Raw genomic sequence first — 13,807 nt, 5'->3', positions numbered from 1 at the left:
AGGGTGATTTAGCCAAATAAGGACTAAATGCTAAAACTAAAATAAGCAAAAGAGGAGTATCTGAGGCACTAAAAATCACTCTGCCCAATGAGTCCACTCAAAAATTTTCTTCGGGTCATCAATTTCATAAATTCGCCACTTCTTATCTAAAAAACCTAATGGAAAAACCTCATTCGATATATCGTTTTGAATAAAGTGGTTAAGAATATAAATGCTTGAATTAAGAATATCTAATACGTTATTTGATAACATTTTTTTTGTATTTTCAATGCTATTTTTCTTTTTTGAATGAATAATTTCATTTCTAAGGGTTTCTAATTCTTTAAACATTGACCAATACTTGATTTGCTTAGGTGATTCACAGTTCAAAATATTTGGAATAATTTCAGTGAGTTTTTCTGAAGTTGGTATCCATTTTTCAATTTGAGAAATTTCATAGACTTCTTGAATACCTTTTGAGTTTGTTTTTTTATAAACGAAGTCATTAGGGATTGTGGCGTTGCAAAATGCTTCAACTGCTTTATAAGAAAAAACAGATGCTATTTGTATTTGTTCAATATAGTCATAAAATAACGAGACATTTTCACTATAAAAATCTTTATTCTTTTCCATATCTTTTTTAAGTTTTTCTAGTAGATTTTCAGCTTCATCTCTAGCTTTAGTAAATATATTCAATGATAGTCCGATCTCATTAGGAAGCGATAAATTGATCTCTTTATTATCAATTTTTAAATCTAACATTCTCTGTAAAAAAACCAATTGATCGTTTTTTTTAACATTATAAATTAAGGGTTTTGAGCACCTAATATCTGGAATTTTGTAAGAGCCGAAACCTGTCTCAGATTTAGAGTAGCTGTTCACAACATGAACACATACCATTTGTAAATTTACTAAAGCTACGTTCATAAAAATTCCTTCAAAATCATTTTTTTTATAGTTATAGATAAGAATTGAGCGAGTGTCTACGAGCGATGACTGCTTCTGTCGCATTTGAAAATTAAGTTTTCCTAAAATTAATATAATACATGTTATATGAAATCCTCTGTAAATTTCATTTTAAAACAAACTCTTATATTGGTGTAAAAAGCCCAATCATTAGCGATTGGGCTTTTTAGCTGACATTTCACATTCCACGCTTCATTTTGGAACATCTTTGGATGATTTTATTAAATTGAGCTGATCAATTTCTATTTTAGATTAGCTTTGCTGCGCCAAAAACTTCTCAATCGCTACCTGTGCAATCTCCGCATCTTCAAACGACTTCACACCCGACACACCCATCGCACCGACGAGCTGCCCTTCATACATAATCGGCTCACCACCTTCCAGCATTCCTGAGAAACTTTCCATGGTCAAAAAACCCATCTGTCCGCCTTTGATAATATCTTCAAACAGTTTAGATGGATGGCGACTCATGGCAGAACATTTGGCTTTTTCGACGGCCAGATTTGCAGTCATTGGGGCTGCACCATCCATACGCTTCATCGTAAGCAAATTACCTGTTTCATCTACTACAGCAATACTGACATTAAAACTGTTCTGAATGGCATATTGATGGGCTTGATCTAATAAAAATTCAGCATCACTTAAAGTCAAATAATGTTTGGTTTGCATGAATAAATATCCCTAATTTTAAATGTAATTTTCCCTAAGCCTGAGCCCTATATGGCGCAAGAATACAGTAAGAAGTCTTTAAATTTTCATTTCTATTCGATAGATGAAAGCCCTCTCCTTTAAGGAGAGGGTTTGGGAGAGGTATAAATTACGCTTTCATCTCAGCAAAAGTTTCTTTTGCAGCCTGAATAGTGAAAGCAATATCTTCATCAGAATGCGCAGCTGAAATAAATCCTGCTTCAAAAGCAGATGGCGCAAGGTTCACGCCACGATTTAACATGCCATGGAAGAATTTACGGAAAGCATCGACATCACACTTCAACATCGAATCGAAGCTCGTGATGTCTTCCTGATCGGTAAAGTACAGACCAAACATGCCACCGACCTGTTGTGTCTTGAATGGAATGCCTGCTTCATCCGCAGCAGCTTGTAAGCCAACCAGCAGTTTCTCAAGTTGTGCAGACAATTTCTCATAGAAACCTTCAGCACGGAGATGTTTGAACATCTCGATACCGGCACGCATTGCCAATGGGTTACCTGATAGCGTACCTGCTTGATACACTTTACCCAATGGCGCGATGCATTCCATCACTTCACGTTTACCACCGAAAGCACCCACTGGTAAGCCTGCACCGATGATTTTACCTAAAGTGGTTAAATCCGGAGTAACGCCATAATGTGCTTGCGCACCGCCAAGACCGACACGGAAACCGGTCATTACTTCATCAATGATAAACACTGAACCATGCTCATCACAGACATCACGAATCGCTTGCAGGAAACCATCAATCGGTTTCACAAGGTTCATGTTGCCTGCGACTGGCTCAACAATCACGCCGGCAATTTCTGAACCGAATTTGGCAAAGCATTCTTTTAAAGTCGCGATGTCGTTATATGGAAGTGTCAGCGTATGTTTTGCAAAATCCGCTGGCACGCCTGCCGACGTCGCTTCCCCTTCACCACTGGTCAATAAACCTGAACCGGCTTTTACCAATAATGAATCCGAATGACCGTGATAACAGCCTTCAAATTTTACAATCTTGTCACGGCCAGTATAACCACGCGCTAAACGAATCGCGGTCATGGTCGCTTCTGTACCTGAGTTGGTCATACGAACCAGCTCAATCGATGGCATGATCTCGCAGATAATGTCTGCCAGTGTGGTTTCATGAACTGTGGGCGCACCAAAGCTCAAACCGTCTACTGCGGCATCCTGAACCGCTTTAATAATCGCTGGATGCGCATGACCCAAAATCATCGGCCCCCATGAACCTACATAGTCCACATAACGTTTGCCATCGACATCATACAGATACGCACCTTGGGCTTTTTCGATAAAGACCGGCGTCCCACCGACACTATTAAATGCGCGTACAGGTGAATTGACGCCACCCGGGATATGTTTATTGGCTTGTTTGAACAATTGTTCTTGCTTTGGAGATAAGCTCATGAAGGCACTCGACTCAAAATTAAATCAATCAAAAAATTTTATGCTGTAGCTTGAAAAAGCGCAGACCATTCATCTAAACGTTCAGGAATGGCATTCATAGGAAGTCCCAATATATCACTAATCACCGCGCAATAATCCGCACCTGACTCAATGACATCCTTTGAATTTTCAACCGTTAAACCACCAATGGCACAGAGAGGCACGTTCAATTTTTCTTTGGCCAGTTTTAAGGTTTCAAGACCAATATTACCCGCTTCAGGTTTACTATCAGTCGCATAAATTGCTCCAAATGCCACATAATTCGCACCATCGGCAATGGCCTGTTTAGCCAGCTCAAGTGAGTTATTACAGCTACGGCCAATCAACACGCCTTTAGGCAAACGCGCAACAGCGTCGACAATCGAACCATCATCCTGGCCTAAATGCACACCCACGCCGTATTTAACCGCCATTTCCAGATCATCGTTAATCACGAAAGGTACGCCATATTCAGCACACATGGCTTTCATGTACTCGATTTCGTAAATTTGATCTTCTTTCGCCACTTTTTTACGGCGATATTGCAAGACCGCAACACCACCATTGGCCATTGCACCTTCCAACTTCGCTAATAAAAGCTCTAATGGATCATCATTGGTAATTAAATATAAACCGCGCATCTTGCTCGCCACTTGCTAGGATGGCTCTATTATAGGCATAACTCGGTTTAATTGCCGCCATCTTGCTGTTTCTAAGACTGGGCAGCAACAGATTTGCAGTTTTTTAGCGCAATTTGTCAATTAAATCTCAAATATCACCATTTTCAGGGATATACGGACTTTCAAATCTGCGTTTTAATCGCCTTATATCAATAATTATAACGTGTTAATGCTTACGCCCTCCGACAAACGCTTTTAGGATTTTGCAGATAACTTGGTGGAGAAGTTGCAAAATTCTAAGAGCGATTTTTTTGTCTTTTTTTCGCCTGGCTCAAGCGTACTCAAATTAATTAATATTAAAAATACCCATTTTCAGGGATAGCCCAATCGGCGCGAAGCGTCTTAAATAGCCTTAGACACAGAAAATAAACAGAAAAATAAATACCTGTGTTTGTAATACCCGATCCTTTCTGGTTTTGAGTCATTCGTTTGTGGGAAAACGTTTCAAAGCCAGAAAGGATCTTTTACTTTCAGCACAAATCCACATGAATTCTTCTATGAATATTTACACAATAGCATGAGCAAAATCTTGAACATTTATTGGTAGCAAACAGGCATAAAAAAAGCCCGGAGAAGGTCGCTCCAGGCTTGGAAAACTGATGTATTAATTAAAATATAATGGTTGATCAAAAAACCTAATCTGCAATACCATAATTATTAGAATAATAATTCTAGACTTGCAAGGCTTTTATCGAAATTTCATGCTTTAAGTGGGCACATTCCGATAAAAGTCATTCTGGCTTAACGGGAAATTTTATCGTATTTAAGGTCGATCAGACTGATATTACCACGCAGGACATCGGCAAACATGCGCCAGTCCGAGATAAAGCTATATACAGGCTGTTTGAAGCTGGCTGGTTTATTGCGCTCAAAGATAAAATGACCGACCCAGGCACAGGCATAGCCCGAGAGTAAACCATATGCAAAATATCGCGGCTTGCCTTGACGAATGGCTTTGGCAAAACAGTATAAACCGATGCTACTGCCGGCCACGTGCAGACGGCGGCTAATAATATGCCGATGCTCAGTCAAATAGAAGCGATAAAATTCATGATAGTTCTTAATCGGCATCTGGGGCTGAACCATCACCTCATTCTTACTTTCTGGTTGTACTTGTACATTCATCTGTCATCATCCTGACGTTTTTTGTTTTACCTTAGCGTATATTTTAGCCAAATAACAGCCTTTTGATGCGCGCTTCAATGCATCTTGCACATCCCCGTGAAGGCCTGAATCCGATCGTTTTAGCCTAAAATGAACCGATGAAATCTAAGTTTCAAACTTCTGTTTAAGCTTTTTATGCTCAGTCAAGTCTTACATGCATTTTTATTTTGGTTACAATCTGCTGCGCACAAATCTAAAAATATAATTGCGGCTGCTGTCCGCCTCATTTTAAAACCTTATTCAAGTGAAGATTCAGTACTTAATTGCACTGAACAGATAGGATGATCATCATGGTTGAAGTTGAACTCAAGTTCCAAATTCCTGTGGCACGACGCACTGCGCTGCTCAAGGCACTTGATCCGAAAAAGTCTCAACAGATCCAGCTTCAAGCCAAATATTATGATACTACCGACCGCCAACTGGCCCGGCATGGGGTGGCACTGCGTCAGCGTCTGGAAGGTACACGTTGGGTGCAAACGCTAAAAGCGGCCGGAAAAAGCCATATCGAACGCTTTGAACATAATCATGATCTAGGGAAATTAACCGCATCTCCTGAACTGGATTTAGATATTTATAAAAAATTTCCAGAAGCCGGGGCAATTCTCAGCAATGCGCTCGGCAATCAGTTCGACCAGCTCCAACTCCAGTTTGAAACCGATATTGCCCGTACGTTAAGAGTGATTGACTATGAAGATACCCAGATCGAAGTCAGCCTGGATATTGGGCATATCCGCACACATGATGCCGAGCAAGAAGTACATGAAGTCGAGTTCGAGCTTAAAAATGGTTCAATTCAACATCTACTGGCGTTTAGTTTTGAATGGGTCAAGAAATACCAGCTCTGGCTCGATGTACGCGGCAAGGCTGAAATAGGCAATCTATTGGCCACTTCACAGCGCGTCAGTCCTGCGACCCTTAGCAAAGAATTTCAGATCAGCAAAAAAGACAGCGCCAGTAAAACCATGTACAGTCTGATTGCACAGCAGATGCAGCATTTATTGCCGAATATCGCGGCGATTGCAGCTCAGGTTGCAGAGCAGGAACATATTGATCAGGCACGACTGGCACTGGATCACTTATATCTGACCTTGCTGCTCTTCAAAGACTGGCATCCACAGCTTTCGGACAAATGGGCACATCAACTGGCGGCCTTTAAGCAGCAATTTGAACATTTGCAACATTTACAGCATATGCAAAACAGCTTGGCCGGCTTCCTGCAAAATCCCACCACGGCAGAAAACCTGAGCAAAGATATTCTGTATGCGCAGGAGAAACTCGGTAATCTGGTCAAATCTACCCAGAATGTGCATCATTATCTGGAATTACTGATGTTCAGTTTGAATGAAAATGAGCATGCCTCGCTGGACTTGAAAACTGCTGCTCAAACTACCTTGCAACAGCAATATAAAGCTTTGCAGGAACAAATGAACCAGACCGATATCACTGATTTTGAAAGTCTGGATCAATTGTCGGGCCGGATTCAGGAGCTCAAATTCAGCTTTCCGATTTTAACCACGATCTATGATGTCAAAAATTTGCAGAAATACAGCAAAGCGCTGAACGATGCTCAACTGGCAGCCAGTGAATATCAAACTTTGGCCTCTTCTGCAGTTTATATTCAGCAGACCGAGCTGGAAGCAAGTGACTGGTTTGTGCTGGGCTGGCTGACCGCCAAGCAGGAAGTCTATGCGCAGAAACTGCTTGAAGCGACCGAACAGTTCTTGGTCAGTCGTAAATTCCTGAAATAAACATATTGAAATAAATATCACAAGAAAAACTCAAAGCACGCCTTCTCTGGCGTGCTTTTTTGTTGCAGAAGCACATCACACCCCTGCCGATCTTTGGGCTATATTAATCTATAAAACCCACATCGCGGAGGAATGACCCGATGGCAGAAATAGAACTCAAATTCCAGATTCCGCCACAGTCTCGTGTGCAATTTGAACAGGACATTCAGAAACTTCAGCCGACTCGGCATCGTCTGTGTGCACGCTACTTTGATACTGAAGCGCAACAATTACAACAACATCAGATTGCCCTGCGGCAACGTCTGGAAGACCAGCAATGGATTCAAACCCTGAAAGCAGCGACTGAACAACAATTTGAACGTTTTGAACTTGAGCATGAATTAAAAAGTCCTCCGGAACATTGTGATTTTCAGTTATATCGCAAACATAAACCGGCCAAAAAAATCCTGAAACAGGCGCTCGGTGATCTGGAGACACCACTCATCCTGCAATTTGAAACAGATGTCGTACGGTATGTCCTCACAGAAAGTCATCTGGACAGCCAGATTGAAATTGCCTTTGATGTCGGAGAAATTCGACACAATGATCAAGCCATCGATATTTATGAAGTCGAATTTGAGCTTAAATCCGGCCAGCTGAGTGAATTGATTGATTTCATTCAGCCCTGGGTTCAGCGTTATGCTTTGTGGCTGGATACACGGAGCAAATCGGAACGCGGTTATGCCTTATTACATGATGAAGAGAGTCTGCCAGTTCAGCATCAGCTTCCCTTAGTGCTTGAACAGAAAGATCAGATCAGTACGATTTTACAAAAAATTGTCGCCAACTGTCTGGCTCATCTTTTCCCAAATGCGACGGCGATTGCTGCCGAAAATTATAATAGTGATCATGTGCATCAGGCACGTGTTGCGATTCGGCGTTTGCGCAGTGCTTTTAAAATTTTCCAGTCCGTGACTGAACATGTACAGCCAGAATGGCCGGAACAGCTGCGGGATATTTTTCAGCAACTGGGTTCTACCCGAGATCGCGATGCCCTGGCAGAAAGCCTGATTCCACAACTGGAAAAAGCAGGTTCCCCCTTACTGAAATTACCCCCACACCGACAAAAACAGCCAGATATCAGTGTGCTGTTCAGAAGTCCTGCTACCGTAGAACTAATGCTGCAACTGTTCAGCTTTAGCCAAGAAAAAACGGATAACAAAGCCAAGTCTTCACATAAGATTTTGTGTAAAGGCCTGAGCAAGCTGCACCAGCAAATCTGTCAGGATGCCGAGAACTATCAAGAACTGGATATTGAATCCCGGCATCGGACACGCAAACGGGTCAAACGCTTACGCTATAACGTAGAATTCTTGCAAAGCCTGTTTCCTGAAAAAGAGGTTAAAGCCTATCTAAAAGCCTTAAAACCCTTGCAGGAAAGTCTCGGGCATTATAATGACCTATTTGTAGCAGACGAATTATTTAGACCTTATGTCAAACAACAGGCCAAGGCCTGGTTTGTGCTAGGCTGGATAAGTGCGGAACAGCAGCGTTTGTCGAACGAAGCAGCAGAGCGTTTACAGCAGTTTGCAGAAAATACCAAGCCCTTCTGGTAAGACCGGGCTTGGTCAAACTGTGCTAGCGATATTTGCCGAATACTTTCCAGGTATTATTGTCTGCCAGAGGATCGTTATAACTGTCGCTGCGTTGCTTGCGTGGCTTATCGCGTGCATCGACCAGTTCAAAATGTGGCTCAACACTCAGCACAATCCCATTCACATAAAAACGGGTGCGCGTATATTCGCTCTGGCCATGCTGAAACACATAAGTGCGTAAATCCACAAATTCACGGTGTGCCACCAAAGCTGCAGTATCGTCACTATCAAGCCACTGCCGCATGGCTGCAATCTGCTCGGGTTCGAACTGGCCGCATTTTTCGATCAGGCTGGCGACCCCACGAAAAGTTTTGGATTCCTTGGCGCGGGTTTTATTAATGCGAATCCGGTCAACATGAAAGTAAAATAGCGGCAAGTTTAAATGACTCGGCAGATGGATCGCATCCAAGATTTCATCTTCCATAAAAGGCTGAAACAGATCCTGTGCCCTTTCAATCAGCCCGAGCCACTGGCTATAGTATTCATCTACCTGTGACTGGCTGCCATAATAAATCGGCAAGCCTTCAACATTAGCTAGATTTGCCGGTGGCCAAATATTCTGGCGCAATAAGGCAATATCACTTTTTAGGCTTTGTACTGCAATCGCATCCTGCATGGCATTCACTTTTATATGCTTAGGCTATTTTTTAGATTAAGGCAAAGGTTTAGTTTCTGCAAGGCTTTGCCTATAATTAACGATTGAGATTTTAGTGTTAGGAACAAATTCATGGTTCAAAAGATTGAAGCAACCGATGTAACCGAAGAAGAAGCGTTAAATGCGGCATTCTTTGAACGTGCTGATGAATTTATTCAACAAGCCAACGAGTTTTGTCGCGTAGAAAAAGGCTCACAGGAAAAACCGAGCGATAAGCGCGGTCAAGTCAGTGCGGCGATGTTATTTGGTACTGCCCGTTTCAATACCTGGGTGGCAGCAAATAATTTTAAAGATGGCAACGAGATGCGTGATGCCAAAGATCAGGTCATGTCTTATATCTTGCAGCAATTTCAAATGATGCTGGAAGATAACTATGATGAATATTGTGAACAGTTCGAAAACTATTTACGTTTCCGTCACAATGAAGAGTTTCATGCCAACAAGCATAATCATGATCACAAGCACGATCATTGATTAAATACGAAAAGCCCCACGGGGCTTTTTTTATTTGTTGTCATTTATCATATTGACTTTGAAATGATTTTTACCCTATATAAATTGAATAATAAATAAACGAAAACAAGGCATAGCATGCAGCAACTTCCCTTTCCGATCATTGACCCGCATATTCACCAATGGGATCCGTATAACACGCCACATGCGGCAGCGCTCGCGGTCAAGCTGTTCGGCAAGCACCCCAGATTGCTGGACAAAATGGTGCGGCTGCTAAAACCTAAAGATGTAATTGAGACCATTGGACTGACTCAGCATCTGACCGCCCCTTATCTGCCTGCGAATTACAAGAAAGATCTTGGGCATTACGAAATCAAACAAATTGTACATGTCGAAGCCAGCTGGCATGATCAGAAAGGTACAGGCGTGGTGGATGAAACCCATTTTATCGCCGGACTTCCTTTTGATCAGCATAATATCCGGCTAGGTGGGATTGTCGCCACGGCGGACCCACGACAGAAGAACTTCAAGCAACTGATTCAACTACATCGAGAAGCTTCTCCCAAGTTTCGCGGCATCCGTAAAATGGCTGCGGTACATCCGGATAAAGGGATTCATGCCTGGATCAATGAACCGCATCTCTATCGCAACAAAAATTTTCTGAAAGGCTTTGAGGAACTGGCCAAGCAAGATTTAAGCTTTGATGCCTGGGTATATTCTCCCCAGATTGCGGATGTTACTGCGCTGGCCAAAGACTTTCCAAACACCCCTATTGTGCTGGATCATCTGGGTACGCCCGCAGGTTTATTTGGCAAGGTGGGCAAAGCTACAGGCAAGACTGAACAAGATCGCGCCCAGATATTTGCAGACTGGAAAGATCAGTTGACAGAACTGTCTGAATGTCAGAATGTATCGACCAAAATGTCTGGTCTGTTTATGCCCGTTTTAGGTCATGATTTTCATCAGCAGAAACGGCTGGCAAGTAAACAGGAATTAGTGGAACGTGCAACTCCCTTGATCCAGCATGCTTTAGACTGCTTTGGTTCTAAACGCGTGATGTTTGCATCCAACTTTCCAATGGACAGTGTCAGCAGCTCACTCACCAATATTATTGATGCCTTTAGCGATATTGTACAGGACTACAATGAAAATGCGTTAAAGCCGATCTTTTATGAAAATGCTAAAGCGTTTTATAAATTAGAAGAATAAGAGTCTGGATCCTTAAAAAAGGAGGAAAATACATATGCTCTGGGAAGAAATGATCGCTAGTCCCTTGTCAGAAAAGCTTTTATATACTTGCTTGGTGATCTGTTTTAGTGGAATCGCATCCTACTATTACCAACATATGATCCACTTACCCTTTAATAAAGATATCGCTTTAGGATCAATCTTGGTATCAGGTGATATTTTCCTTTTTCTCTTTGCCACTTTCTGGTGGAGCTTGCCCTGCGCTGTATTATCTGGTGTTTTAGGTGGAATCCTGTTCACCAGAAAAGTTACTTAAATTGGGCTTTTAATAATATGGTAAATAAAAAAACCCCCTCATTTGAGGGGATTTTTTTATCAACACTATGATGTTTTAACTTGCTTACCATACTGATCAGCCATCACTTCAACCAGCTGGTCCGGCTTGATGTATTTTTTGATCATGGCATCAATATCGGCTTTGCTCAGTTGAGCAATCGCCTGATCACGTTTTTCCCGGTAAACCAGATTACGGTCTTTTTCCAGCTGTGGAATCAACATAGTGTGAATACGGCGATCATCTTCGAGTGCAGTTAAACGCTGTTTCAAGATACTGGCTTTTGCCGCTTCGACTTCCTGTTCAGTCACGCCACGTGTCAGCAGTTCATTGAGTACCTTATGCACTGCCTGAGAAACCTGTGCGGATTTTCCAGCCGTATAATTGGCACTAATCATTATGGCGCCCACATCTGCCCATTCATCGAGTTGCACATCTGCACTAAAACCATAGACTAGTGCATTTTTCTCGCGTAGCTCTTGTGCCAGTCGTGACGATAACTGTGAATCACCCAGAATATATCGAAATACCTGTAATGCAAGTGCATCGGCATGATCTGCGCCGACCGGCATGCTCATGAATGCCTCATAACTCCCGAATTCACGCTGCTCAGACAACGCATGAATTTTCTGGGCTGGATAGCTTCGATATTCCGATTTCAGACGCTCATAAGGCTGTGCAGCTTTCCAGTCTGAAAAACTGTTTTTCAGTACATTTTGCATCGATTTCGGATTAAATTCGCCCGTAACCGCTATTTGCGCATGCTGGGTTTTTAAAAACTGCTGATACAGTGCCATAACCTGTTCGCGAGTCGCTTTCTGATACTGTTTTTTGGCCAATTCCGGCTCGAAATGAAAACGCAGATCGCCAGGCTGATAAATCTCGATCGTTCGAGCCATCGTCAAGCTCGACACGGTATCTGGTTCAGTATAAGGACGATCCAGACTGGATAAAGTCTGCCCCTTGATTAAATCAAACTGACTTTGCTCAAATGCCGGCGTTTTCAGCACATCAACCACATACTGGAAAAACTCCTCAAACTTTTCTTTTTTGGCGCTGATCTGCAAGGTCAGGCCATTGCCGGATGCACCGGCAGTTGCCGAACCACCTACTTCAATAATTTTATCGGCAATCTGCTGCAAGCTTTGAGTTTTCGATGAGCGCAACATTAAATAAGCGGTCAGATCCAGAATCTCGCCTTTATTCATCAGGCTTTGTGCAGTACCAAAATCCAGTGAAATTGTGGCATAAACCTTGTCATCGCGGGTAGTCGTCGGAAACAACGCGTATTTAATGCCATTTTTCAACTTGCCACGCTGAATCTGTTTGTCTTTACTGTACAAATACTGTTTGGATTCCTGGACATATTGCTTCACTTCAGCCTGATAAACACTGACATCTTTCAGTGGCTCTTCTGCTTCAGTCTGTTGATCCAGAGTTTTTGCCGGTGCTTCTGTTTGTGCCAGTTCCTGCGCTTTTTTCTGATCTTCCGGGGTAGGTAAAATATTGCCAGAAATACGGTATTCAGGTTTTAAAAAATTCTTATAGACCTGATTGACCTGATTCACATTCAGGTTTTGAATCGCGCTCAGATCTTTAAAATACTGGCTCCAGTCACCCGAATACGCCACTGCATAATCACTTAAACGTGAACCTAAAGCAGTCGCACTATTTTTAATATTGTCGGCCTGATTTCGGGTCAGATTTTTAGCCCGGTTTAATTCTGCTTCGGTAAATGGCTGGCTCTTTTCTACGCCTTGGATCAGCCCCTTTTCAATATCCTGTGCCTGATGATTCGGAGCATAGATTGCTCCCATAAACACCAGATTAAAGTCTTTATCCAGCCAGGTACTGGATTGCACCGCTGTTGACTTCCCAGTTTCCACCATATTCTGATAGAGATGTCCACTTGGCTGCAAAGTATAGAGCGTTGGCGAAACAGCCAAAGCCGTTTTAATGCTTTCTTCGGATTGATTCAAATAAAGATTAAACTTGGCCAGATCACTGCCTTTTCGCACGGTAAATTCACGCTGTTTAATCTGTTCCGGTTTAAGCGCTGGGACTTTCACTTGCACTGGTACACTTCTGGACTGAATCGGACTGAAATGTGTATCCAGCTGTTTTAACACCTCGGCCTTGTCAAACTTGCCTGAAATGACCATAAAGGCATTATTCGGTGCATACCAATTACGGTAAAAACGGTTTAATTCCTGCATATTAATGGATTGCAGTTCATTCAGGTCACCAATGGGCAAACGGCCTAAATACTGATTACCATAGGCCGATTTAAATACCTGATCGATCAATACCGAAAATGGCTGGTCCAGCCGGATTTCACGCTCGCGTTTTACAATATCAATTTCAGTCGGTACATATTTTTCCTGAAGCACCAGCTTGTCCATGCGTTCGGCTTCCAGAAAAATGACTTCACTTAATGCTGTTTTTTCAGGACGGATCACATTGGTATATTTGGTCGAGTAATAGTCGGTACTGGCATTGGTCATTAAGGTGTATTGATCCAGTCGGCGCTGGAACTCATCCCCTTTGACATTTTCTGTACCTTTAAAGGCCAAATGTTCCAGCAGATGGGCCAGCCCGCCCTTACCTTGAGGATCGTTCAGGGAACCGGTCAGATAGACCGTATTCATAAAAATCTTATTTTCTTTATCATTCGGTGCTAGAATAATGCGCAGTCCATTATCCAGTCGGTATTCTTCAATATTCTGTTCCGTTTTCACCAAAACAGGCTGTGCAAAACTTAGTACACTACAGCCAGACAATATAATAGCCAGACTTAAATTTTTATAACGTAGCAACATTCTTCATCCAAATTATAAATATAAATTTTTATTCGCGCCCATCTTAGAGA

12 protein-coding genes are annotated in these 13,807 nt (G+C 42.3%); 5 read left to right on the top strand and 7 right to left on the bottom strand.

Going from position 1 to position 13,807, the window contains the following annotated elements; all coding sequences use genetic code 11:
• Window positions 1–75 precede the first annotated feature (75 nt).
• The 5 genes from ACP7AK_RS00990 to ACP7AK_RS00970 all read right to left on the bottom strand — a co-directional run bounded on the left by ACP7AK_RS00990 (window position 76) and on the right by ACP7AK_RS00970 (window position 4,887).
• A complete protein-coding gene (locus ACP7AK_RS00990; protein ID WP_253158959.1) occupies window positions 76–906 on the bottom strand; it encodes a hypothetical protein in 831 nt (276 codons plus the stop codon).
• 291 nt (window positions 907–1,197) lie between these two features.
• Entirely contained in the window at window positions 1,198–1,614 is a 417-nt protein-coding gene (locus tag ACP7AK_RS00985; protein ID WP_425878080.1) for a GlcG/HbpS family heme-binding protein, read from the bottom strand.
• Between the two features lie 148 nt (window positions 1,615–1,762).
• Window positions 1,763–3,064 (bottom strand): glutamate-1-semialdehyde 2,1-aminomutase, encoded by a 1,302-nt coding sequence (hemL, locus tag ACP7AK_RS00980; RefSeq protein ID WP_253158961.1) that lies wholly within the window; start codon window positions 3,062–3,064, stop codon window positions 1,763–1,765.
• A gap of 38 nt (window positions 3,065–3,102) precedes the next feature.
• The gene (gene thiE / locus ACP7AK_RS00975) at window positions 3,103–3,723 is read right to left on the bottom strand and encodes a thiamine phosphate synthase (RefSeq protein WP_005107266.1); all 621 of its coding nucleotides are present in this window, start codon (window positions 3,721–3,723) and stop codon (window positions 3,103–3,105) included.
• A gap of 780 nt (window positions 3,724–4,503) precedes the next feature.
• Window positions 4,504–4,887, bottom strand: coding sequence for a DUF962 domain-containing protein (locus tag ACP7AK_RS00970; RefSeq protein ID WP_044109647.1), 384 nt, complete (start codon window positions 4,885–4,887; stop codon window positions 4,504–4,506).
• A 329-nt stretch (window positions 4,888–5,216) separates the two neighbouring features.
• Here ACP7AK_RS00970 and ACP7AK_RS00965 point away from each other — a divergent pair, with 329 nt between their 5' ends.
• Both ACP7AK_RS00965 and ACP7AK_RS00960 read left to right on the top strand, forming a co-directional pair.
• Window positions 5,217–6,674 carry a CYTH domain-containing protein gene (locus tag ACP7AK_RS00965; RefSeq protein ID WP_425878077.1) on the top strand — a complete coding sequence of 486 codons (1,458 nt, stop codon included), beginning with the start codon at window positions 5,217–5,219 and terminating at the stop codon, window positions 6,672–6,674.
• 140 nt (window positions 6,675–6,814) lie between these two features.
• Window positions 6,815–8,269 carry a CHAD domain-containing protein gene (locus ACP7AK_RS00960; RefSeq protein WP_425878075.1) on the top strand — a complete coding sequence of 485 codons (1,455 nt, stop codon included), beginning with the start codon at window positions 6,815–6,817 and terminating at the stop codon, window positions 8,267–8,269.
• Between the two features lie 22 nt (window positions 8,270–8,291).
• Here ACP7AK_RS00960 and ACP7AK_RS00955 read toward each other — a convergent pair whose 3' ends face one another.
• Window positions 8,292–8,924: a hypothetical protein gene (locus ACP7AK_RS00955; protein WP_004280010.1), complete on the bottom strand. Its 633-nt coding sequence runs from the start codon at window positions 8,922–8,924 to the stop codon at window positions 8,292–8,294.
• Window positions 8,925–9,035: 111 nt separating this feature from the next.
• Between ACP7AK_RS00955 and ACP7AK_RS00950 the strand changes: the two genes are divergently transcribed.
• The 3 genes from ACP7AK_RS00950 (at window position 9,036) to ACP7AK_RS00940 (ending at window position 10,920) form a co-directional block, all read left to right on the top strand.
• Window positions 9,036–9,437 (top strand): DUF3144 domain-containing protein, encoded by a 402-nt coding sequence (locus ACP7AK_RS00950; protein ID WP_004280011.1) that lies wholly within the window; start codon window positions 9,036–9,038, stop codon window positions 9,435–9,437.
• A gap of 117 nt (window positions 9,438–9,554) precedes the next feature.
• Window positions 9,555–10,625, top strand: a complete 1,071-nt coding sequence (locus tag ACP7AK_RS00945; RefSeq protein ID WP_425878073.1) for an amidohydrolase family protein — start codon at window positions 9,555–9,557, stop codon at window positions 10,623–10,625.
• Between the two features lie 34 nt (window positions 10,626–10,659).
• On the top strand, window positions 10,660–10,920 hold the full coding sequence (locus ACP7AK_RS00940) for a hypothetical protein (protein WP_425878071.1): 261 nt from the start codon (window positions 10,660–10,662) through the stop codon (window positions 10,918–10,920).
• Between the two features lie 65 nt (window positions 10,921–10,985).
• On the opposite strand, the gene ACP7AK_RS00935 is transcribed toward ACP7AK_RS00940, so the two are convergent.
• Window positions 10,986–13,757 carry a M16 family metallopeptidase gene (locus ACP7AK_RS00935; RefSeq protein WP_425878069.1) on the bottom strand — a complete coding sequence of 924 codons (2,772 nt, stop codon included), beginning with the start codon at window positions 13,755–13,757 and terminating at the stop codon, window positions 10,986–10,988.
• Between the last annotated feature and the right edge of the window lie 50 nt (window positions 13,758–13,807).

This window comes from Acinetobacter sp. TWP2-2-3, from assembly GCF_049896445.1.
GTDB lineage: Bacteria > Pseudomonadota > Gammaproteobacteria > Pseudomonadales > Moraxellaceae > Acinetobacter.
This window is presented reverse-complemented; position numbering and strand designations above follow the sequence as displayed.

Excerpts from the sequence above, each read along its gene's own strand:
- hemL (WP_253158961.1), bottom strand. The coding sequence starts at position 3,064 with ATGAGCTTATCTCCAAAGCAAGAACAATTGTTCAAACAAGCCAATAAA.
- ACP7AK_RS00970 (WP_044109647.1), bottom strand. The coding sequence starts at position 4,887 with ATGAATGTACAAGTACAACCAGAAAGTAAGAATGAGGTGATGGTTCAG.
- ACP7AK_RS00950 (WP_004280011.1), top strand. The coding sequence starts at position 9,036 with ATGGTTCAAAAGATTGAAGCAACCGATGTAACCGAAGAAGAAGCGTTA.
- ACP7AK_RS00945 (WP_425878073.1), top strand. The coding sequence starts at position 9,555 with ATGCAGCAACTTCCCTTTCCGATCATTGACCCGCATATTCACCAATGG.
- ACP7AK_RS00985 (WP_425878080.1), bottom strand. The coding sequence starts at position 1,614 with ATGCAAACCAAACATTATTTGACTTTAAGTGATGCTGAATTTTTATTA.
- thiE (WP_005107266.1), bottom strand. The coding sequence starts at position 3,723 with ATGCGCGGTTTATATTTAATTACCAATGATGATCCATTAGAGCTTTTA.
- ACP7AK_RS00935 (WP_425878069.1), bottom strand. The coding sequence starts at position 13,757 with ATGTTGCTACGTTATAAAAATTTAAGTCTGGCTATTATATTGTCTGGC.
- ACP7AK_RS00955 (WP_004280010.1), bottom strand. The coding sequence starts at position 8,924 with ATGCAGGATGCGATTGCAGTACAAAGCCTAAAAAGTGATATTGCCTTA.
- ACP7AK_RS00965 (WP_425878077.1), top strand. The coding sequence starts at position 5,217 with ATGGTTGAAGTTGAACTCAAGTTCCAAATTCCTGTGGCACGACGCACT.
- ACP7AK_RS00990 (WP_253158959.1), bottom strand. The coding sequence starts at position 906 with ATGAACGTAGCTTTAGTAAATTTACAAATGGTATGTGTTCATGTTGTG.
- ACP7AK_RS00960 (WP_425878075.1), top strand. The coding sequence starts at position 6,815 with ATGGCAGAAATAGAACTCAAATTCCAGATTCCGCCACAGTCTCGTGTG.
- ACP7AK_RS00940 (WP_425878071.1), top strand. The coding sequence starts at position 10,660 with ATGCTCTGGGAAGAAATGATCGCTAGTCCCTTGTCAGAAAAGCTTTTA.